The 19,670-nt window shown below is 71.9% G+C and carries 18 protein-coding genes; 9 read left to right on the forward strand and 9 right to left on the reverse strand.

Annotated elements, in window-relative coordinates; translation table 11 throughout:
- The first annotated feature begins 30 nt into the window (after positions 1–30).
- Both D7X30_RS36185 and D7X30_RS36190 read left to right on the forward strand, forming a co-directional pair.
- A complete protein-coding gene (locus tag D7X30_RS36185; protein ID WP_120567532.1) occupies positions 31–1,437 on the forward strand; it encodes an MATE family efflux transporter in 1,407 nt (468 codons plus the stop codon).
- Between the two features lie 103 nt (positions 1,438–1,540).
- Positions 1,541–2,179 carry a LysM domain-containing protein gene (locus D7X30_RS36190; protein ID WP_199724646.1) on the forward strand — a complete coding sequence of 213 codons (639 nt, stop codon included), beginning with the start codon at positions 1,541–1,543 and terminating at the stop codon, positions 2,177–2,179.
- A gap of 86 nt (positions 2,180–2,265) precedes the next feature.
- On the opposite strand, the gene D7X30_RS36195 is transcribed toward D7X30_RS36190, so the two are convergent.
- From D7X30_RS36195 to D7X30_RS36205, 3 genes are all read right to left on the reverse strand, one after another.
- Positions 2,266–2,979 carry an esterase family protein gene (locus tag D7X30_RS36195; protein WP_120567533.1) on the reverse strand — a complete coding sequence of 238 codons (714 nt, stop codon included), beginning with the start codon at positions 2,977–2,979 and terminating at the stop codon, positions 2,266–2,268.
- 62 nt (positions 2,980–3,041) lie between these two features.
- Positions 3,042–3,752, reverse strand: a complete 711-nt coding sequence (locus tag D7X30_RS36200; protein ID WP_120567534.1) for a YqiA/YcfP family alpha/beta fold hydrolase — start codon at positions 3,750–3,752, stop codon at positions 3,042–3,044.
- A 20-nt stretch (positions 3,753–3,772) separates the two neighbouring features.
- Positions 3,773–4,393: a hypothetical protein gene (locus D7X30_RS36205; protein WP_120567535.1), complete on the reverse strand. Its 621-nt coding sequence runs from the start codon at positions 4,391–4,393 to the stop codon at positions 3,773–3,775.
- A gap of 45 nt (positions 4,394–4,438) precedes the next feature.
- Between D7X30_RS36205 and D7X30_RS36210 the strand changes: the two genes are divergently transcribed.
- Positions 4,439–5,593: an AAA family ATPase gene (locus tag D7X30_RS36210; protein WP_120567536.1), complete on the forward strand. Its 1,155-nt coding sequence runs from the start codon at positions 4,439–4,441 to the stop codon at positions 5,591–5,593.
- A 228-nt stretch (positions 5,594–5,821) separates the two neighbouring features.
- Here the strand turns inward: D7X30_RS36210 and D7X30_RS36215 are convergent, their stop codons facing one another.
- Positions 5,822–6,292, reverse strand: coding sequence for an SRPBCC family protein (locus D7X30_RS36215; RefSeq protein WP_233592019.1), 471 nt, complete (start codon positions 6,290–6,292; stop codon positions 5,822–5,824).
- 130 nt (positions 6,293–6,422) lie between these two features.
- Between D7X30_RS36215 and D7X30_RS36220 the strand changes: the two genes are divergently transcribed.
- From D7X30_RS36220 to D7X30_RS36230, 3 genes are read left to right on the forward strand one after another with little or no spacing between them, the layout of a single operon-like run.
- Entirely contained in the window at positions 6,423–6,884 is a 462-nt protein-coding gene (locus D7X30_RS36220) for a hypothetical protein (RefSeq protein ID WP_120567538.1), read from the forward strand.
- On the forward strand, positions 6,881–8,722 hold the full coding sequence (locus D7X30_RS36225; protein ID WP_120567539.1) for an LpqB family beta-propeller domain-containing protein: 1,842 nt from the start codon (positions 6,881–6,883) through the stop codon (positions 8,720–8,722). Before D7X30_RS36220 ends, D7X30_RS36225 begins: the two co-directional genes overlap by 4 nt.
- The gene (locus tag D7X30_RS36230) at positions 8,719–11,574 is read left to right on the forward strand and encodes a bpX6 domain-containing protein (RefSeq protein ID WP_120567540.1); all 2,856 of its coding nucleotides are present in this window, start codon (positions 8,719–8,721) and stop codon (positions 11,572–11,574) included. Before D7X30_RS36225 ends, D7X30_RS36230 begins: the two co-directional genes overlap by 4 nt.
- Before the next feature lie 9 nt (positions 11,575–11,583).
- On the opposite strand, the gene D7X30_RS36235 is transcribed toward D7X30_RS36230, so the two are convergent.
- Positions 11,584–12,270, reverse strand: a complete 687-nt coding sequence (locus tag D7X30_RS36235) for a response regulator (protein ID WP_120567541.1) — start codon at positions 12,268–12,270, stop codon at positions 11,584–11,586.
- 177 nt (positions 12,271–12,447) lie between these two features.
- Between D7X30_RS36235 and D7X30_RS36240 the strand changes: the two genes are divergently transcribed.
- Positions 12,448–12,720: a hypothetical protein gene (locus tag D7X30_RS36240; protein ID WP_120567542.1), complete on the forward strand. Its 273-nt coding sequence runs from the start codon at positions 12,448–12,450 to the stop codon at positions 12,718–12,720.
- A 110-nt stretch (positions 12,721–12,830) separates the two neighbouring features.
- A complete protein-coding gene (locus D7X30_RS36245) occupies positions 12,831–14,762 on the forward strand; it encodes a PAS domain-containing sensor histidine kinase (protein ID WP_233592021.1) in 1,932 nt (643 codons plus the stop codon).
- Here D7X30_RS36245 and D7X30_RS36250 read toward each other — a convergent pair.
- The 3 genes from D7X30_RS36250 to D7X30_RS36260 form a co-directional block, all read right to left on the reverse strand.
- Positions 14,756–15,142 (reverse strand): response regulator, encoded by a 387-nt coding sequence (locus tag D7X30_RS36250; protein ID WP_120567543.1) that lies wholly within the window; start codon positions 15,140–15,142, stop codon positions 14,756–14,758. The genes D7X30_RS36245 and D7X30_RS36250 overlap by 7 nt on opposite strands.
- Before the next feature lie 230 nt (positions 15,143–15,372).
- A complete protein-coding gene (locus D7X30_RS36255) occupies positions 15,373–16,071 on the reverse strand; it encodes a LysM domain-containing protein (protein ID WP_014393250.1) in 699 nt (232 codons plus the stop codon).
- 234 nt (positions 16,072–16,305) lie between these two features.
- Entirely contained in the window at positions 16,306–16,620 is a 315-nt protein-coding gene (locus D7X30_RS36260; protein WP_120567544.1) for a hypothetical protein, read from the reverse strand.
- Between the two features lie 206 nt (positions 16,621–16,826).
- Here D7X30_RS36260 and D7X30_RS36265 point away from each other — a divergent pair, with 206 nt between their 5' ends.
- On the forward strand, positions 16,827–17,933 hold the full coding sequence (locus D7X30_RS36265; RefSeq protein ID WP_120567570.1) for a hypothetical protein: 1,107 nt from the start codon (positions 16,827–16,829) through the stop codon (positions 17,931–17,933).
- On the opposite strand, the gene D7X30_RS36270 is transcribed toward D7X30_RS36265, so the two are convergent.
- Entirely contained in the window at positions 17,924–19,594 is a 1,671-nt protein-coding gene (locus tag D7X30_RS36270) for a hypothetical protein (protein WP_120567545.1), read from the reverse strand. The two genes, D7X30_RS36265 and D7X30_RS36270, sit on opposite strands and share 10 nt — an antisense overlap.
- Positions 19,595–19,670 lie beyond the last annotated feature (76 nt).

Genomic DNA, 19,670 nt, shown 5'->3' on the forward strand with positions numbered 1-19,670 from the left:
CAGCGCAATCCCTTCCCTATAGGCCCCGTCATGCCGCCCGAAGCCGTCGAGCCCTCCGTGTCGTCCTCCCCTCCGGCCCGCGGCGCCAAGGGGGAGCTGCGCGCCCTGCTGGCGCTGGCGATTCCCCTGTGCATCGCGCAGGCGGGCCAGTCCCTGATGAGCGTGACGGACACCTTCATCGTCGGCCGGGCCGGCACGTCCGCCCTGGCGGCGGTGGGCCTGAGCCACGCCCTCTTCTTCGCCGTCAGCAGCTTCGGGATGGGGCTGATGATGGGCGTGGACCCGCTGGTGTCCCAGGCCATTGGCGCCGGCAACCCGCGCCGCGCGCGCGACGTGCTCTGGCAGGGGGTGTGGCTGTCCGCCTTCGTGGGCGTGGTGCTGTGGGCGGTGCTCATCACCGTGCCGTCCGGCCTGCCCTGGGTGGGTGTGGCGGAGGAGCAGATCGTCCAGGTGCGCGCCTTCCTGCACTTCCGCGCGCCCAGCCTGCCCCTGATGCTCATCTTCCTCACGGTGCGTGCGTACCTGCAGGCCATCGGGACGCCCCGGCCGCTGGTGGTGTCCGCCGTGCTGGCCAACATCATCAACGTGATGCTGGTGCCGCTGTTCGTCTTCGGCGGCGAGTCGCTGCCCACGTGGGCGGGACCGCTCACCCATGTGCCGGCCATGGGCGCGGCGGGCGCGGCGCTGTCCACGCTCCTGTGCACGGCGCTGGAGGTGCTCATCGTCGCGCGGGCGGTGCAGGCCATCCCGGTGCCGGGCACGCCGTCACGCAAGCCGGTGGTGGCGGACCAGCTGCGGGCGTTCCGGGTGGGGCTGCCCATCGGCCTGCACATCGCGGCGGAGGTGGGCGTGTTCGCGCTGGCGGGCGTGCTGTCCGCGAAGCTGGGGCCGGAGAGCGTGGGCGCGCATCAAATCGCCATCTCCTTCGCCAGCCTCACCTTCACCATGGCGCTGGGCATCGGCAACGCGGGCAGCGTGCGCGTGGGCTGGGCCGTGGGCGCGCATGACACGCCGCAGGCCCGCAGGAGCGGGTTGATGGCCTTCGCCCTCGGCGCGGTGGTCATGTCGCTCGGCGGGCTCGTGTTCGCGCTCTTCCCCCGGGGCCTGGCGAAGCTGGCCGGGGCTCCGGAGGACGTGCTGCCGCTCCTGCTGCCCCTGCTGATGGTGAGCGCCATCTTCCAGGTCTTCGACGGCGTGCAGGGCGTGGGCGCGGGCGTGCTGCGCGGCGCCGGCCAGACGCGCTTCACCTTCGTGGCCAACATCGTGGGCCACTACGCCGTGGGCCTGCCCCTGACCCTGCTCCTGGGCTTCCACCTGGGCATGGGCGTGCTGGGCATCTGGTGGGGCCTGTGCGCGGGCCTCATCACCGTGGCCGCCGCCGTGCTGTGGCGCTTCTGGCGTGTCAGCGCGGGCACCCTCAGGCCGCTGGAGGGTTGAGGAGAGCGGGTTGTAAACTTGTAGTGTGGGCGGAAACTCCAAGAATCTAGGAATCGGACGCAACACGGATCTGGAAGACCCGACAATTGTCCCAGGAGCTTACATGTCCAACTACCGCATCCGCCCCGGCGACACCCTCTCTGGCCTGGCCGCTCGTTTTGGCACCTCCGTGCAGAAGCTGGCGCGCGACAACAACATCTCGAACCCGGACCTCATCTTCTCGGGTCGGACGCTGCGCATCGGCCACTCCGGTCGTGACAGCTTCGACGCCGGTGGCCGTCAGGGCGTTCGCGGTGGGCGTGGCGTGGGTGGTGGGCAGGACGTGGGCGGCCCGATGGGCGTGGCCCCCACCGGCGGGACCGACAAGGGGCGCCGGCTGGCGGAGGCGGCGCGCGCGGCGGCCATGGGTATGGGCGGCTACAACAGCCAGGGCCTGTGCGCCACGGGCGTGAGCCGGGCCATCCGCAACTCGATGGGCATCGGCGTGTCGGGCAACGGCAACCAGATCGACAACAACCTGCCGCGCGACAAGTTCCGCCAGGTGAACATGTCCCTGGAGGATGCGCTGAAGATTCCGGGCCTCGTGCTCACCTGGGAGGCCACCTCCACGCGCCTGGGCAGCATCTACGGCCACACGGCGGTGACGCTGGGCGACGGCCACTCGTCCGCCAGCGACTTCATCGAGCGCAACACGACGAACAGCGGCCGCACCGGCTTCAAGGTGTTCATGCCCATCGAGTAGCCCTTCCGGCTGCTCACGATGGTGCATCCCAAGCCTCCGGGTCCTTCCGACCGGAGGCTTTGTCGTGTCCGGCGTCCGCGGGGACTTCAGGCCGGCAGGTACTGGCGGATCATCTGCCGCCACACGGGCCAGTCATGGGTGCCGCCGTCCCAGATGGACAGGTCGTTGCGGATGTCCTTCTGCCAGAGGACCTTGGAGAGGTTCTCGTTGGAGGGGCGGCAGAAGTCGTGCTCGCCCACGGCCAGGGTCATCTCCACGCGGCGCAGGGCGGACAGGCGCCCCATGTCGTGCAGGTTGGGCAGCCACTGCGGCGCGGTGTGGAAGTACACCTGTTCGTCGTGGTGGCCGTCGAGGAAGTCCTCCGTCTCGAACTTGCCGCCCATGGAGATGAGGCGCTGGAAGACGTCCGGGTGGCGCAGGCCCACGTTGTACGTGTGGAAGCCGCCCAGGCTGCACCCGGCGAGCGTGAGGCGGCCTCCGGCGGCGCGGCCCTTCGCGAGCGGCACCACCTCATGCAGCAGGTAGTCCTCCCACTGGGCATGGCGGGCCACGCGCACGGCGGGGGCGACGTCCTTGTTGTACCAGGACTCCTCATCCACCGAGTCCACGCACACCACGACGTAGCGGCCCGCGGCGATGCCATCCGCGATGGCGCCGATGAGGCCGAAGTCCTCGGCCTGGAAGAAGCGGCCCTTGCTCGTGGGCACCAGGATGACGGGTTCGCCCGAGTGCCCGTACAGCAGCACTTCCATGTCCCGGTTCAGCCGCGGGCTGTGCCAGCGGTGGTATTCGCGGTTCATGGCCGCCACCTTAACCGGCGCGTTCGCGGCGCGAATACGACCGCGGTGCGGACGCGCACCGGTCAGCCGCCAGTGAACACCTGCCGGGGTTGCTCCACACCTCGCCACGGGGTGAGAAAGGCATCCGCCTCCTTCGCGATGAGCTCCAACGAGGCGGTCAGCTCGTGGCCGTCGTCCACCTCCACCAGCCGGACGTGGCGCTTGCCCTGGGCCCACTCGCGCGAATAGCGCACGTCGCAGGTGTCGTCCTGGCGGCCGTGGATGATGAGGGTGGGCACGCGCACGTCGGGCCAGGGGCCGCGCTTCGTGTCCATGAGCTGGGCCTCCTCCATGATGCCGTGGTGCACACGCGTGCGGCGCTTCTCCGCGTGGTCGTCCGTCTCCAGGTAGCCCGTGCGCTTCCACTCCGTCCAGTTGTTGGGGCCCAGGCGGCGCTGGAGCTGCTCCACGAAGCGGAAGGCGGGGGCCAGCAGGACCAGTGCGCCCACGCGCGCGTCCTGCTCGGCGGTGCGCGCGGCGACGAGCCCGCCCATGCTGGAGCCGATGAGGACGGAGCGGTCATTGGGGGCGCCCAGCGCGTCCCGCACGGTGTCCAGCATGGCGTGCAGGCTCAGGTGCTCCAGCGACGGCACGCGCAGGTTGAGGCGCTCCAGGGAGATGCCTTGCTTCGCCCAGTACGCGTCCAGCCAGACGCCCTTGGCGGAGAGGGGGCCGGAGGCGAAGCCGTGCAGGTAGAGCCAGCGGGGACCTGAGGTGGGGGGCGGCGCGTTCATGGGCGCGCACTGTACCCGCGCTAGAAGCGCAGCACGGGGCCGGCGACGATGCTCTGGAGCGGTTTGGCGCACATGTTCACGCTGACGCCCGCGCTGGCGTTGGTGTCATCCGTGGCCTTGGTGAACTTCACGTCGCAGAACTGGATGGCGGTGGCGACGGAGATGCCCCACCGGTCGCTAATCCAGCCGTCCAGGCCCACGCGGAAGGCCATGCTGGTGACGTCGAAGTCCTCGCGGCGCAGCTGGCCCAGGCTGTCCGGGGTGAAGGGCTGCGACCAGCTCTTCGCCAGGCGCGCACCCACCCACGGTGTCACCGGCTTGTCGCCCAGGAAGCGCAGGCGGGCCTCCAGGCCCACGGCGGTGTAGTCGAGCTGCACGCGGCTCATCTCGGACGGGTTCTGGGCCTCCGCGAACTGCTGGCCCCAGGTCTGGGTGGTCTCGAAGACGACGCCCAGGGACAGGCCGGGCGGGGTCTCCACGCCGAGCCAGGCCTGGAGGGCGGGGCCCTTGGCGCGCCAGTCGCTGAAATGATCCAGGGTGATGCCCGCGCCCAGGGAGGCATAACCATGCCACCCGTCCGCGACCGCTGGCCCCGCGCCCAGGACGCCCGCCAGGACCAGCCACTTCCACTTCGTATCCATGCCGCCACTGTATGCCGGACCGGGGGCGAGGCTAGGCTTGCGGGCATGTCCGTATCTTTCGAGGTCGCGGTGGCCGAGGTCCGCGACGCGCTCACCGACGCGAGCCGGGGGCTGGTCGAGCGCGAGGCGATGGTGGAGCTGGTGGCGCTGTCGGCGGTGGCGGGCGAGCACCTGCTCGTCGTGGGACCGCCGGGCACCGCGAAGAGCGAGGCGGTGCGCAGGACGGCGCGCGGCCTGGGCGGCTCCTACTTCGAGTACCTGCTGGGGCGCTTCACGGAGCCGTCTGAAATCTTCGGGCCGGTGGACCTGCGCAAGCTGCGCGAGGGGCTGGTGGAGACGGAGACGGCGGGCATGTTGCCGGAGGCGGAGGTGGCCTTCCTGGATGAGGTGTTCCTGGGCTCCACCGCCATCCTCAACACGCTGCTGGGGCTGCTGAACGAGCGCACCTTCCGGCGCGGCCACACGCGCATGCAGTGTCCGCTGCGGGTGTGCGTGGGCGCGTCCAACGCGCTGCCCGAAGATGATGCGCTGGCCGCGTTCGCGGACCGGTTCCTGGCGCGCATCTTCGTGGAGCCGGTGCCGGATCCGCGGTTGGAGGAGCTGCTGGAGGGAGGCGCGTCGCTGTGGGCGGACGCGGCGCCGCGAGTGGCGTCGCTTGCGTCCCTGGACGTGGTGGCCCAGGCGGCGAGGCGCGCGGACCTGGGGCCGGTGCGGCCGCACCTGGCGCAAGCGCTGAGGACGTTGCGGGCCGCGGGCATCGCGTTGTCGGACCGGCGCGCGGTGAAGGTGCAGCGGTTGGTGGCTGCCGCCGCGGCGCTGGCGGGGCGGACGACGCCGGGCGTGGCGGACCTGTGGCCGCTCGTCTACGCGGTGCCCACGAAGGAGGCGCAGGCGCTGGCGCGCGACGTGCTGCGCGACGTGCTGTCCGCGTCGGAGAACCTGGCGCTGCCGGCCGCGGCGCTGGAGGCGAGCGCGGGGCCGCTGGCTCGGGCCCAGCGCATCGCGCAGGCGGGGCACGTGTTGCTGGAGTCGCGGCCCGTGGACGTGGACGCGGTGGCCGCGTGGCGGCTCAAGCTGGAGGGCGTGGCGCGCGAGATGGATGCGGGCTTCGCACCGGAAGCACTGCCGGAGACGCTGCGTGCGTTGCGTAGCGCGGTGGCGGTGGTGCTGGAGGAAGAAGCGAGCACGCGCGCGGCGTGACGCTGGTGGCTTCTCCTTCGGAGCTGCATGCCCTGGCGGGACGACACGCCCTTTGCTTCGTGGTGGGAGCGCTGTCGTCACGCTGATGCGGCACAACACGTCCTACACGTGCCCTGCTGAAAGTCGCGGCTCGGGCGCTGCCGGTACGCCGATGCGCAGCCGCACACCCCCATCGGCACTTCACGACCTTCATCGGCCCTGCTGAAGGTCGTGGCTCGGGCGCTGTCGTTACGCCGAGGGCTTCTGCTCGACGTACTTCGCGAGCTTCTCCAGGGACATCCTCCATCCCATCTCATTGTCGGCGGGTGGCACGCCGGGTGGGAGTCCTTCGTGCACGGCGAGGAGGTCGGTGCCCCCACCTTGCGCGTCGGTGAGCGTGAACGTGATGATCATCTCTCCTTGAAGCGCGGGGTCGGTAGTCTCGAACTCAGTGGTTTCGATGACCTGTTCATCCGGCACGAGCTTCACGAAGCGGCCGTGATGCGTGTCCGTGTGCGCGGTCGTCTTGCCGGTCTCCGTGGGCGCGTCGTAGGTGAGCGAGATTCGGAACGCGCCGCCCTCGCGCGGTTCGAAGACGTGCACCTGACTCGTCATGCCGTCGGGCACCATCCAGGTCGCGACCGCGCGGGCGTCAATCAGGGCGCTGTAGACGCGCGCACGGGGGGCCTTCAGGTGGTGGCGGATCCGGGTCGTGCTCATGCTCGGGAGCATGGGCAGGGGCTCCGGACGCTGTACAGCGGAAGTCCGGCGGACTGTCGCGCGTCATGCCCGGCGCGGTCTAGAGTGCCGGGGTGATCAACGGGCGTGGGATGCGCGGGAGCAGGGCATCATGAGGCCGCCATTGGAACCAGCCGTCGCGGGACTTCCCGTGCGCTGGCGCCCCCGAGCCCTGCCCCTGGAGCCCGTGGCCGTGGCCGGCGTCGGCCCCGTGGCGCTCGCGCTGGGACACCGCGCTTCGCGGGCGGAGGACGCGACGCTCGCTTCATGGAACGGTGTCGCGGGTCCGGACGTGCTCGTGCTGTTGGGAACCTCCGCTTCGCTGCCCTGGGTGGATGGCGCGGTGTACCTGGGGCGTGACCCGCTGGCGCCCGCGCTGCTGCTGCCCTGCGCGATGGAGCCGGAGGTGGCGCCTTCGCTGCTGGAGCGCGCGCTGCTCGCGGGGCAGGGCGATGCGCCGCTCGCGGTGCTGCCCGCGTCAGGGATGCTCGTCTCCGTCGCGGCGGCCAAGCCTGTCGCGCGCGCCTCGTTGACCGCGTGGCTGTCCGCCACGGCCGTGGAGGCCGCTTCGTGACGACCGCGTTGCCTCCCGCGCTGCGCCCCTGGGCGGCGCAGCTGTCCCTCTTCCCGGAGGACCTGGCGCGGCACCTGGGGCCGCACGTGGCGCGGTTGTCCGCGGCGGTCGGGACGCTGCGGCCTCGCGGTGAGGCCGAGGGTGGTGAGCCTCAAGGCTATGACGGGCTTTCGCGCCGGGGGCCTTTCGAACGGCTGCTCGTCAGTGAGTGGCTCTGGGCACTGGAGGCGCCGGAGGAACTGGTGCGCCGCGCGGCGTACGGCGAGCTGTCGTTCCTCAAGCCCGCGTTCCGGCAGCCGCAGGGGGCTCGGCGCACCGTGGTGCTGCTGGACGTGGGACCGGATCAACTGGGCCTGCCGCGCATCGCGCACCTCTCGCTGCTGGTCGTGCTCGCGCGCCGCGCGGAGGCCGCGGGTGCGGCGTTCACCTGGGGCGCGCTCCAGACCGATCCCGCTCGCGCCACCCATGCGGGCCTGGGCATCCCGTCGCTCCACGCGTGGCTCAACGCCCGCTCCACCACGCCCGCCTCGTCGCTGCACCTGTCCTCGTGGCGCGAGGCCCTGGACCTTTCACGGGCGCCCGAGGACGTGTGGCTCGTGGGCTCCTCGCGCCTGGGGCGTCTGGAGGGCGCGGAGGGGATGTCCCGCGTGGAGGTCTCCGAACCGATGGAGCCCGGCGCGCACCGGCTCAATGTGGACGTGCGGCCCTCGGCCCGTGTTCCCCGCCCGGTGGTGCTGGAGCTTCCGCCTCCGGAGGATTGTCTGCGCCTGCTGCGCAATCCCTTCCGTTCCGAGCGGGCGTCCGCCGGGGGGACGCCGCGCAAGGCCGACCGGCGCATCGTGGGCTTCTCCTTCTCCGGGGATGGCCGGCGCGTGCTGCTGTTCTCCGCGGATGGTGCCGTCGAGGCCATGGCGGTGCCGCATTCTCCTCGCGCGACCGTGCCCAAGCCCCGGCGCGTCCAGGTGCCTCCCGGGCAGCGCGTGGTCGCGGCGGGATGGCGCTCCTCGGGTGGACTGCTCGTGCTCGCGCGCCATGGGGATACCTACGTGCTGCACGGGCAGCTGCGGGCACCCGAGGGTTTCCGGACGGGGCGCTATCACGTGTCGGACGACTCCGTGCGGCCGGCCCCCTCGCCGGGCGCGCTCCCGTTGACCCTCTTGAGCCAGGGGGCGCGGCGCGGGCATGGCGGGCATGAACGCGTGTGGTTGAAGGACGGCAAGGACCGGCTGTTCTCGCTGCCGCCTCCCTCCTCGGCGGGGACCGTGGCGCTCGAGGTGGAGGAGGAGGGCGTCTCCGCGATGGCGGAGGTGAAGGCGCGCCCGCTTTGTGTACTGCGGCCTCAGGGAGAAGGGGCGGGGCGGGTGGGCATCTCGCGGCTCAAGATGCTGGGCGAGGAGCCGGCCCGCATGGTCCCGCTCAGCAGCCAACAGGGGGATGCGTATTTCGGCTACGCGCCGTCGGGAACGCACCCCGATGCGGGACTGCTCGCGGTTCGTGACAAGGAGTTCATCTGGAGGTTGTTCCTCGACCCGGTCACCGCCATCGTCCTCATGCCTGAAGGCTACCGTGTGGTGGGCGTGGTGCAGCCTCCCGCTCCGTCTCTTCCGGGATTGGTCGCATTGGATCCGGATCAGCGCAGCTTCCTCTTCTTCTCGCAAACCTCCTCTTCGCGCTCCCCGGAGCGGACGCTCGCGGTGGCCAATGGCCCCGTGGTGCAGGCCGCGGCGAGCCACGCGCAGCCGGTGTTGGGATGGCTGACGCGGGCGGGGGAGTTCGTGTTGTGGGACTTGTCGGAGCAGGCGATGTTGTACCGCTCCGTCCCTGAGGCCGCGTCGTGAGCCCTGCGTCGGAAGCCGTGCGTCCTCGCGTCCAGGTGCACCGGGGCACCGTGGTGGTGGCGGCCTGGTGGTTCCACCCCGGGCTGCTGGGAGAGGCCGAGGCGCGCCGCCGCGTGCTGGCAGCCTGGAGGCCCGGCGCCACGGTCTGGGCGCTGGCGGGGGGCCATCTGCTGAAGCTGTCGACACCGTGCAAGAGCGCGGTGGAGGCCGCGCCGGGACTGCCGTTGGTGCTGGAGTCCGGCGTGCTCACCAGCGCGCCGCTGAGCCCGAAGGAGCGCGAGCGGCTGGCGCCTCCGCCGGGAGCCGTCGTGCTGGTGCACGAGGGTGTCGCGCGGATGTACGGGCCCGGAGCGCTGCGCCAGGTGGATCCGGGGACGTGGCTGGACGTATCGGAGTGGCGGCGCGTGCGGGTGAAGGGCCTGGGCGCGCCGCCTCCGCCCATGAATGTCGCGCTGGAGCCCCTGCCGCCGCCCACGCGCGAGCGGTTCGGACCGAAGGTGCCCGCGCTCGCGCCCGAAGCGGAGCGCATGCTGGCGCGCATGGAGGGGCGTGAGGTCCCCGTGGTGCGCCGTGAGGGCTTCTTCGCGCGGCTGCGGCGGGCCTTCTCGCGGAGGCCCGGCGACGCCACCCTGACCGTGCGCCGTGAGGGCTTCTTCGCGCGGCTGCGCCAGGCCTTCCGTACGGACACGCAAGGCGCACCGGGCAGCACGTTGGCCCCACGTCGTGCCGGTTGGCTCTCGCGGCTGCTCGCCGGGATGCTCGGGCACGCCAACGCCACGGCTTCACAGGGCTCGCGGACCTCCGGCGCCGGCACGCGCCCCGCCGAACCGCAGGGCCCGGGGGCGCTCGAATGGCTCAAGGCGTGGCTCCTCCAGAACACGCCCCTGGGGCAGCGCAAGCAGGACTACCTGCGCCACCTCTTCGAGCTCTTCGAGCAGGGCAACCTCGACGAGGCCCTGCGCCACGCCGTTCCCCTGAGCAAGACGATGGACGCACGCGCGCAGCTCGCGCTCGGTGTGCCCGGCCCGCGCGAGGAGTTGCGCATCCAGCCCTACGGCCAGGGCGGTGCCGCGCAGTCCTTCGGCGGAGGCCCCGACGTGTTCGCGGCGCTGCGCGAGCGCTACCGCGAGACCTTCCGCCGCCTGGAGCGCGAAGGCCGCATCGACGAGGCCGCCTTCGTCCTCGCGGAGCTGCTGGACGCGGCCGAAGAGGCCGTGTCCTTCCTGGAGAGCCACGGCCGCCTCCAGCTCGCGGCGGAGCTCGCCGAGGGGCGCAACCTCGCGCCGGGCCTCGTGGTGCGCCAGTGGTTCCTCGCGAAGGATGTGGAGCGCGCGGTGGCCATCGCCCGGCGCTCGGGCGTGTTCGCGGACGCCGTGCTGCGCCTGGAGAAGACCCACTCCGCCGAAGCGCAGGCCCTGCGCCTCTTGTGGGCGGAGTCGCTCGCGGAGGCCGGAGACTGGACGAGCGCGGTGGACGTCGTGTGGCCGGTGGCCTCCGCGCGTCACCTCGCTCGCACCTGGGTGGAGCGGGGCATCCAGGCCGGCGGCATGGGGGGCGCGAAGCTCCTGGCGCGCCTGGCGCTCGAGTTCCCGGACGGCCTGGACGCCGCGCGGGAGGACATCCAGACCCTGCTGTCGGATGAAACCGCCGCGCGCGCCCCGGAACGCCTGGCCTTCGCCACGGTGCTGCCGCGCGCGGGCGCCCCCGAGACCCGCGACGCGCTCCTCGTCCCCACCATCCGCTCGCTGATGCGCGACGAGGCGGTGGACGGGCTCCCCTCCAACGCGAGGCTCCTCCAGCAACTCCTCGGCCTACAGGCCCCCGCGTTGGCCGCGCTGCGCACGGACATGCCGGCGCCGAAGGTCTCCCCCCAGCAGCCCTGGGCCGAGTCGCCGGACCTGCCGAACGTGCGTGTGTGGATGGACCGGAGCCACGCGGGCGCCCACGCCGTGCATGACGCCGTGGTGCTGCCGGGCCGGCGCGTGCTGCTCGCACTGGGGGAGGCGGGCGCGCGGCTGGTGGGCCCGGACGGACGCACGCTCGCGGGCTTCGACGTGCCGGCGTTCTCGCTGGTCCTGTCCGAGCAGGGGAACCGCGCCCTCGCGCTGGCGCGCCGGGGCGACCTGTGGCGCGTGTCGCGGCTGGACCTGATGGAGCGCCGGGCCACGCGCTGGTGCGACCTGGAGCTGGATGCGTGGGCCCCCACCTACGACGGGGAGCGGTGGTTCACCGCCGTGCGCGACACCGTGAGCATGGTGGACACGCTCGCCGCCGAGCCGCGCTCCCTGTGGCGCGTGTCGGAGAAGGGCGGCGTCGTGCTCAGGCTGGCCGTGGACACGAAGCACCTGTCCTTCCTCGTCCTGCACCTCACCCCGGAGCAGGTCTTCGAATACCTGGACCGCTGGTGCTACGAATTGCCGGGCGGCCCCACCCTGCGTGGACGCTCGAACCTGCCGGCTCCGTGGGGGACGCCGGACGCCCTCGCGCTCACGCCCGACGGCGAGGCGATGGCCGGGCGCGGCGCGGTGCCCGCGGGCGAGGAGCCCGGAGCGTGGACCTACGTGGCCCCCATCGGCGCGCGGCGCTTCCACCGCCCGGCCCAGCGGGCCGCGGAGCGCGCGGGCGAGGTGCTCTCGCACTCCTGGCGCGTGACGCGCTTCCAGAAGGGCGAGCTGCACACGGCCGTCCTGCGCACCGTCGCCGACCACGCCCGCGTGACGGTGGAGTTCTCCGGCACCCCGCCCCAGGTCGTGCGCCTCACGGAGGACTGGTGCGCCATCCACGACCTGCTCGGCCGCGTGGTGTGGTTGGACCTGCACTCCGGCGAGGTCCACCGCGTTCCGGTGGTGTGAACCTCGACGTCAGGCGCAGCGCAGGTGGCTGGGCACGATGACGATGCTCGCCGTCAGCGCGCAGCCAGCGTCGTCCACCTCCAGCACCACGCGCACGCCCTCCACCGTCACCAGCAGCGAGGGCTGCTCGCTGTGCAGCGCCATCAGCCACGACGACGCCAGGGGCAGCTCCGAGGCCGCCAGCTCCGAGGCGCGCAACAGGTGCACGCGCACCGCGTGACGGACCGGGGCCGGCAGGGCGTGCAGCGCGTAGAGCGACTCGTCCGTCAGCCGCAGCACGTACGGCACGCGCGGGGGCTCCTTCGGTCGCCCGGGCAGCTCGCGCAGCCGCTCGGCCAGGGCCCGCACCAGCTCCTCCGGCTGCGGCGGCTTGTGCAGGAAGCCCACCACCCCGTGCAGCGGCACGTCCGGCGTTCCGCTCGCCGAGGACATCAGCATCACCGTCAGGTGCCGCAGCCGCGCGTCCGTGCGCAGGTGGCCGTACAGCTCCCATCCATCCAACCGGGGCAACACCACGTCCAGGAGGATGAGGTCCGGGTGCTGCGCGCGCGGGCGATGACGCAGCCAGTCCAACGCCTCCGCGCCGTCCGCCACGGACGACACCACGAAGCCTGCTTCACGCGCCGCGCGGCCCACGCCCTCTCGCCAGGTCCGGTCGTCCTCGACGAGCAGCAGGTGGTGGACGCCCAGGGCCATCCCCCGATTCGACCTGTTTTTCCTCGGGTTCTTGAAGCGGACCCGGGTCTGGCGGGAGCCCCAGCGTCATCTGTCCGACAGTGTGCCCCGGCGAATGTTCCCCCCCGGCGCCCGGCGCCCGACAGCTCGCGTCACCGTGCCACTGTCATCTTGTAGTTGGGCTGTAGATGCGCACCCTTGGCGGTGCTCATGGCCTACCGCTGCCTGCTGGAACCCCCGGTGGTGCGCACGCTCACGGCGTGTACGCCCGCGGTGCGTGAGCGGCTTCAGGCGGAGTTGGGGGCGCTCGCCAGCCGGATGCCGGGGCTGCCGGTGCCGCCGTCGGGGCGGGAGGGGGCGACGGTGCTCGCCTGCGGCTTCCAGGTCCGCTACCGCGTGGAGCCGGACGCGGGGCTCCTGCGGTTGACCGCCTTGTTGCCGCTGGGCCTGGTCCGTTCGCCTTCCTCCTGACACGTCGTCAGACGGTCCTTGTCGCATGGAAAGCGGGGGCCTAAGTCGGAGGTGACCTCCTCTTCTACCGGACGCAGCCCAGGTCCCCTTCGCCCCGCGAGCCTCGCACCGTGTCCCTGCCCCTGGCCGACTTCCTCTTCCAGTCCCGTGACGTCCTGCAGGACGCGTGGCTCCACGAAGCCCCGGGCTCTGGCGACACCTTCACGCACGGGCTGTCCGCGGTGGCGGCGCGGATGTCGAACCCGGACGCGCGCGTCTCCGACTCACTGGCGCGCGAGCTGTCGCTGCTGGTGCAGGGCTCCAACGGGCACCCCACGACGACGAACTTCCGGCGCCTGCGCGACACGGTGCTGCGGCTGTGGCGGGAGCGGGGCGGCGGGGGCCCGGGCGACGAAGAACAGGTGGAGCGCTTCCACGACGCCGTGGACGCGGTGGAGGCCGCGGCGCTGGAGGCCCACGTCCAGGCGCGGATGCTCGCGTCGCGCGAGGCGGCGGAGGCGGCGCGCGAGCAGGGCGCTCCGGACGCGTCCGGGCCCCAGCGGTGGGAGGACATCTTCACGCACCTGGGCGTGGGCGTGGCGGTGATGGCCGCGGAGGACAGCGCGTTCGTGGCGGCGAACCCCGCGCTCGCGCGCATGCACGGACAGCCCGCGGAGGCGCTCAAGGGCCTGCGGCTGGAGGACCTGGTCGCGCCCGAGTCGCGCGGCGCGCTGCCCCGGCACATGGCCGCCGCCAGCTCCAAGCCGTTCCACGAATACGAAGCGCTGCACCTGCGCCGCGACGGCAGCCGCTTCCCCGCGTTCGTGCACGTGACGTCCTTGAGGGACGCCACGGGCCGCCGCGTGGGCCGCGCCGCCACGGTGCTGGACATCACCCAGCGCCGGAATGCGGAAGCGGAGCGGCAGCGCCTGCTGGCCACCATCGAGGCGGAGCGCGCGCGGCTGGCGGCGGTGTTGGATCAGCTCCCCGCGGGTGTGCTCATCGCGGAGGCGCCCAGCGGCCGGCTGCTGTTGGGCAACCGCGCGCTGGAGTCGCTGCTGGGGCAGCCGTTCCGGCCCTCGGCCAGCCTGGCGGACTACGAGTCGTCCCACCAGATGTTCACCGCGGACAACCAGCCGCTGGCGGACGACGCGTGGCCCATGGCCCGCGCGCTGCGCACCGGTGAGACGCGGCAGGCGGAGCCGCTCCAGGTGCGCCGGCCGGACGGCACCACCGCGCACCTGCTGGGCTCCAGCGCGCCCGTGCGTGACCGGGATGACCACATCGTCGCGGGTGTCGTCACGCTGGTGGACGTCACCGAGCGCCGCCGCGCGGAAGATGCGGCGCGGGAGGCGGCGCAGTTCGGCGAGCGGCTCATCGCCATCGTCAGCCACGACCTGCGAAACCCCCTCAACGCCATCCAGCTGTCCGTCACCAAGCTCTTGCACGGCGACGCGCTCCAGGAGCGCGACCGCAAGGCGGTGTCCCGCATCGCGCGCTCCACCGAGCGCATGGCGCGGATGATTTCGGAGCTGCTCGACTTCACCCGCAGCCGGCTGGGCGGCGGCATCCCGATTGAGCGGGTGCCCGGCGACGTGCGCGCGGTGGTGCGCCAGGCGGTGGAGGAGCTGGAGGCGGCGTGGCCGGAGCGCTCGCTGACGTTGAACGTGGGCCCGGGCCGCTACGACGGCTCCTGGGACTCGGGCCGGCTGCTCCAGGTGGTGAGCAACCTGGGCGGCAACGCGCTCCAGTACAGCCCGCCGGACTCACCCGTGCGCTTCACGCTGTCGGACGCGGACGCGCACGTGGTGCTGGAGGTGCAGAACGGCGGAGACCCCATCCCGCCGGACATGCTGCCGCGTCTGTTCGACCCCTTCCGGCGCGGCGCGGGCAGCAACACGCACGGCGGCCTGGGGCTGGGGCTCTACATCGTCGAACAGGTGGTGAAGGGCCACGGGGGCCGCATCGAGGTGCGCTCGCGCGCGTCGGAAGGCACCGTCTTCCGCGTGCTCCTGCCTCGCGAGCCGGCGCAGCCCGCGACGCCGCCGGCCGCGGCTCAGTAGGCGGCGGCTAACTGCGACTGCGGGGAGGAGCGGAACGGCTCCAACGCGCGCATCAGGTCGTCCAGATCCAACGGCTTGGGGATGGACGCCCGGATGCCCTGGGGCACGGGGCGGGTGGCGCCCGCGCCCGACACGACGATGACGGGCAGGTTCTTCAGGCGCGGCTCCTTCTGCACGCGCTCCATCAGCTCCCAGCCGCTCATCACCGGCATCATCAAATCCAGCAGCATCACGTCCGGTGTGGGGCCGCGCCTCAGGCGCTCCCAGGCGTGCAGGCCGTTGCCGGCGACCTCCACGGCGAACCCTTCCAGCGTGAGGAACTCCTCCAGCATCTCACGGCTGTCGACATGGTCTTCCACGAGGAGGATGAGGCTTCGCATTGCTCCGGGAGCCTCCCCCCGTCCGGCTCCGTCCGAAAGACCCCGTGTCCAGGGAACGTCCAGCCCTGGACGATAGGCCATTGGCAATGTGCGGCCCGCGCCACTCCGGGTGCCTTGGAGGGCAGGCGCCTGGCTCCATGCCCGCGAAAAGCGGATGGGGCCTCCCCCTTCCAGGCGCCAGGAGCGCGGAAGGCGAAGGCCCCACCGGGGACTTCAGGCTACAGGTCTGTTCAGCCCTGGTACTGGTGCACGGACATGATGGGGTAGTTCATGGACGTGAGGCTGATGCGCTGCGAGCCGTCCGAGTTGATGTTGTTGGAGCCGATGAACTGGGCCTTGCCGTCCTTCCAGCCCGCGAACATCACCACGTGCTGGCCGCTGCCCACCTTCATGGAGACGACGTCGCCGGGCTTCGCGTCCTTCAGGTCCACGCGCTTGAAGTTCGGGTCGCGGTCCAGGTTCGCCTGGAGCGTCATCACGGACGCGCTGTGCTGGCTGTCCTTGATCTGCCCGGCCTGCTCCAGGCACGCGGAGACGAAGTTGGCGCAGTTGACGTTGTTGGGGACCCAGTCCTCCATGTCCGCGCCCACGCCACTCGTCTCGTACTTCAGCGAGCCGGCGTTCTTGCCCATGTGAGACATCGCGATGTCGAACGGGCTGCCACCGGGGCCGCGCGTGCCCGGGCCCGCGCCGCCCGGAGGCGCCGTCACGTTGCCCGCGCCGCTGGAGCCACCCGAACCGCCACCGCGCACACCCTGCGTGCCGGGCTCGAAGCTGTCGCGCGAGCCGGGGATGTTCAGCGTCTTGCCCGCGTAGATGAGGTCCTTGTTCTGGATGTCCGGGTTGGCCTTCATCAGCGAGTCCACGGAGGTGCCGTAGCGCTTCGCCAGACCAGACAGGGTGTCGCCAGATTGGATGCGGTAGCTCATGGGGGGCTCCTGAGGAGCAGTGACCCGGAGGTGGTCACCGGCTGCGATTGTTTCCATTCTCGCCGTTCAAGAACCGGTGTTGCGTCCCCCACCTGCTTTTCACTCCAGGCGCACACATCCAGGCGAATGGGCGTACCCGGAGCGGAATCTGGCCCCCCAAAGGGCGCGCACCGGCGGCAGGGCACCCGGGGGGCCGCCCGGGGAGGCCTTGTCGCGGTGCGCAATTTCGGGGATTCAGCGGCTCTGGGCGTCGTGCTTCTGGCGGGCGATGCGGCGGCTGAGGGCGTCCTGCTTCGCGTCGATGCGGGCGCGCTCGGCGGCGTCCAGGTGGCCGTCGTCCCGGCGGTCGCGGCGGATTTCGCGGTTGAGCGAGCGGTGCTGGCGCTCCAGGCGCACGGCCTCGCGGCCCGTGAGCTCGCCGCTCTTCACGCCTTCGTTGATGCGCTGCTGCTGGTTCACCTGGCGCCGGTCGGCCTCCGCGGCCACGGCCGGCAGCGCCACCGTCAGGCCCAGCACCGCCGCGAGCATCCCCAGTCCGTTGCGCTTCATGGTGATTCCTCCTCGATGGGCGCGGGCCTCAGTGCCAGCGCGTCGTCCTTGAAGGCTTGAACCCGGGATTCGCGCGGCGGTTGCGGGGCGCCATTCTTGACGGGGTGCGTCCAGGTGGGTGGCCCTTATGAAAGGGGAAACAATCCAAGGGGATGGCGACGTGCGGCACCCTTGAACGGGTGGGAGCGCCCGCGCATGGTGGCGGGGTGACGACCATTGCTCATCCCGACTTCACGGCGGCGCGGTTCACCAGCTACCCGGACGCGCGCTTCACCCCGGCTCCGGCGGACGGCGTGCTGCCGGAGGGCTTCTTCACCACGACGAACCTGCCCACGTACGTGCGGGTGGACGGGCGGTGGCGGATGCCGCGCGAGCCGCGCATGGACGGCGCGCTGGTGCTGGACGCGCAGGGCGAGCTCTGGGTGCGTGAGGGCCGCCGGGTGCGCGCGGGCGAGCGCGTGGTGGTGGGGAAGGCGGAGGACGGCAGCGAGGGCGTCTACGTGAACATGGCCTACCTGGCGGGGGGCGGGGAGGGCGAGTTCAAGTTCATGACGAGCGAGGTGTCGCGCGAGAAGCCCATCGACTACGCGCACATGGCGCGGCTGCTGGTGGAGGAGCGCGAGCGGGGCGGCTATCCCATCTGGGTGACGGGGCCGGCGCTGGTGCACTCGCGGGCGCGCGCGGACATGACGTGGTTCGTGGAGAACGGCTTCGTGGGGGCGCTGCTCGCGGGCAACGCGGTGGCGGTGCACGACATCGAGGCGTCCATCTACGGCACGACGCTGGGGATGAGCGGCGCGGGCGAGGCGACGTCGGGCGGGCACGGGCTGCACATGCGCGCCATCAACCGGGTGCGGCAGGCGGGCTCCATCGCGAAGGCGGTGGAGGCGGGCGTCATCACCAACGGCATCATGCACGCGTGCGTGAAGCACGGGGTGCCGTTCGTGCTGACGGGCTCCATCCGGGATGACGGGCCGTTGCCGGACGTGGTGACGGACAATCTGGCGGCGCAGGACGCAATGCGACGGCACGCGGTGATGGCGACGATGGCGGTGCTCGTGGCCACGGCGCTGCACGCCATCGCGACGGGGAACATGCTGCCCGCGTTCGTGACGGAGAAGGACGGCTCCTTGCGCGAGCTGCCCACCATCTGCGTGGACTCGTCCGAGTTCGTGGTGAGCAAGCTGAAGGACCGGGGCACGCACCAGGCCTTCGGCGTGGTGACGAACGCGCAGGACTTCATGCACATCCTGCGGCTGTACGTGGAGCGCGAGCTGGCCGCGCGAGGCACGGCGCCGAAGTCTCAGCGCTGACTGAGGGCCGGAGCTGAGACAGCCTTCCAGGTTGTGCTCGACAGCCCGCCCTCGGTGCCGAAGAGGGCGGAGTCGCCGTCGGGGAGCACGGCGTACACGCGCGGGTCGGCCAGCTTCGGCAGGGCCCGCGTCTCCCCCGTGGCCGCGTTGAAGTACGACGCGCCGAGCAGAGTGCCCACCAGCGCCCCACCGGGCACGAGCGCGGCGGAGACGATGGCGGACGAGGGCAGGCCGGGCGCGGCGCGCACGCGAGTCCACTTCACGCCGTCGAAGTAGCTGAAGCCATCCTGGCAGGTGCCCGCGACGGCGCGTCCTTGCGCGTCGGTGGACAGCGCGGTGATCCAGTTGTCGGTGAGATCGCGGCCGTCGTGGAAGCGCTGCCACTTCGCGCCGTCCCAGCGCAGCAGGCCCCGGTCCTCGCTGCCCATCCACAGGAAGCGGCCCGAGGCTTCACCCACGGAAGGGTGCTTGCTCCACTCCTTCGGCAGCGGCAGCCGCTTCACGAGCGACAGGGGAGCCGTCCCGGGAGTGACCAGGGACATGCCCCGGCCATCCACCAGCGCGACGCCGTCATCCATCTGGGACACGTTGAGCACGGACAGCTTCCCCAGGGCCACGGGGTTGCGAGACCCGTAGGCGATCTGCGTCCACGTCTTCCCGTCATGGAAGCCCAGGCCATACGTGGTGGCGACGTAGAGGTTCGGGCCATCGCTGCTGATGCCCAGCACCTGGTCGCTGGGAAGCGAGGGCGCGCGGACGGTCTGCCACTTGCCGTCCTCGCGCTGCCAGCAGGCGCCCCGGTCGAACGTGCCCACCACCAGCCGGCCCTGATGCCGGGCCAGCGCGGTGATGTGATTGCCGCAGAGCTGCCCGGTGGAGGTGACGCGGCGCCACCCCTTCGGCCCGAGCTTGAACACGCCGGAGGTCCGCGTGCCCGCCCATTCTGAGTTCAACACGGTGGCGCCCTTGGGGACGCTCACGGCCTGGAGCGGCACGGACTCCGTCTCCCACGCGTGCACCTCACCGTGACTGCCCACGATGCGCACGCCCTGCTCCGTCACGGTGAACGACAGCGGCCCGGTGGGCACGTCGCGCAGCGCGGAGAGCCGGCCACTGGCGCTGATGGAGAACGCGCCCTCGGTGGTGCCCACGTCCACGCCGTCGTGCGTGTCGGAGATGAAGCGCACCGGCCCCGGCAGTGACCACGCGCGCTGGGTGCCCAGCTCGAACAGTCGCCCCTCCGCCGTGCCCGCGAAGCGCGGAGAGAACGCCGTGTACGTCGCACCCGGAGTCAGCACCGAGGCCAGTGACTCCAGCCGGCTCACGTAGTCCGGCGTGCTCGCGTCCTCGGCGGCGGGCAGCGCTTGCCAGCGCACGTCCAGCACGGGCGTCACCTGGAAGCGGGCATCCAGAGACACGAGCCCTTCATCCGTGGCGACGAAGAGCCGGTCGCCCGTGGACTCCAGCGCGCGGCAGTAGTGGCTCGGGAGTCCGTCCTCCACGGTGAGCACGCGCACCGGACGGCCCGCGGGCGTGAACAGCTCCAGGCCGCCTTCGGTGCACGCCACGACGTGGCCGCCGAACGGCTCCAGGTCGTGCACGGTCTCGGTGTTGGTGACGGTGGCGGCGAGGGTCAGCGCGGTGAGGGTGGAGAGCATCATGCGCCACCCCTATTGCGAACCCCGGGCCAGCCCGGTGTGTGTCCCCCGGGCCGCACCCGAGGCCCCGGGCCAGCAG

Source organism: Corallococcus sp. AB011P, from assembly GCF_003611605.1.
Lineage (GTDB): Bacteria > Myxococcota > Myxococcia > Myxococcales > Myxococcaceae > Corallococcus > Corallococcus coralloides.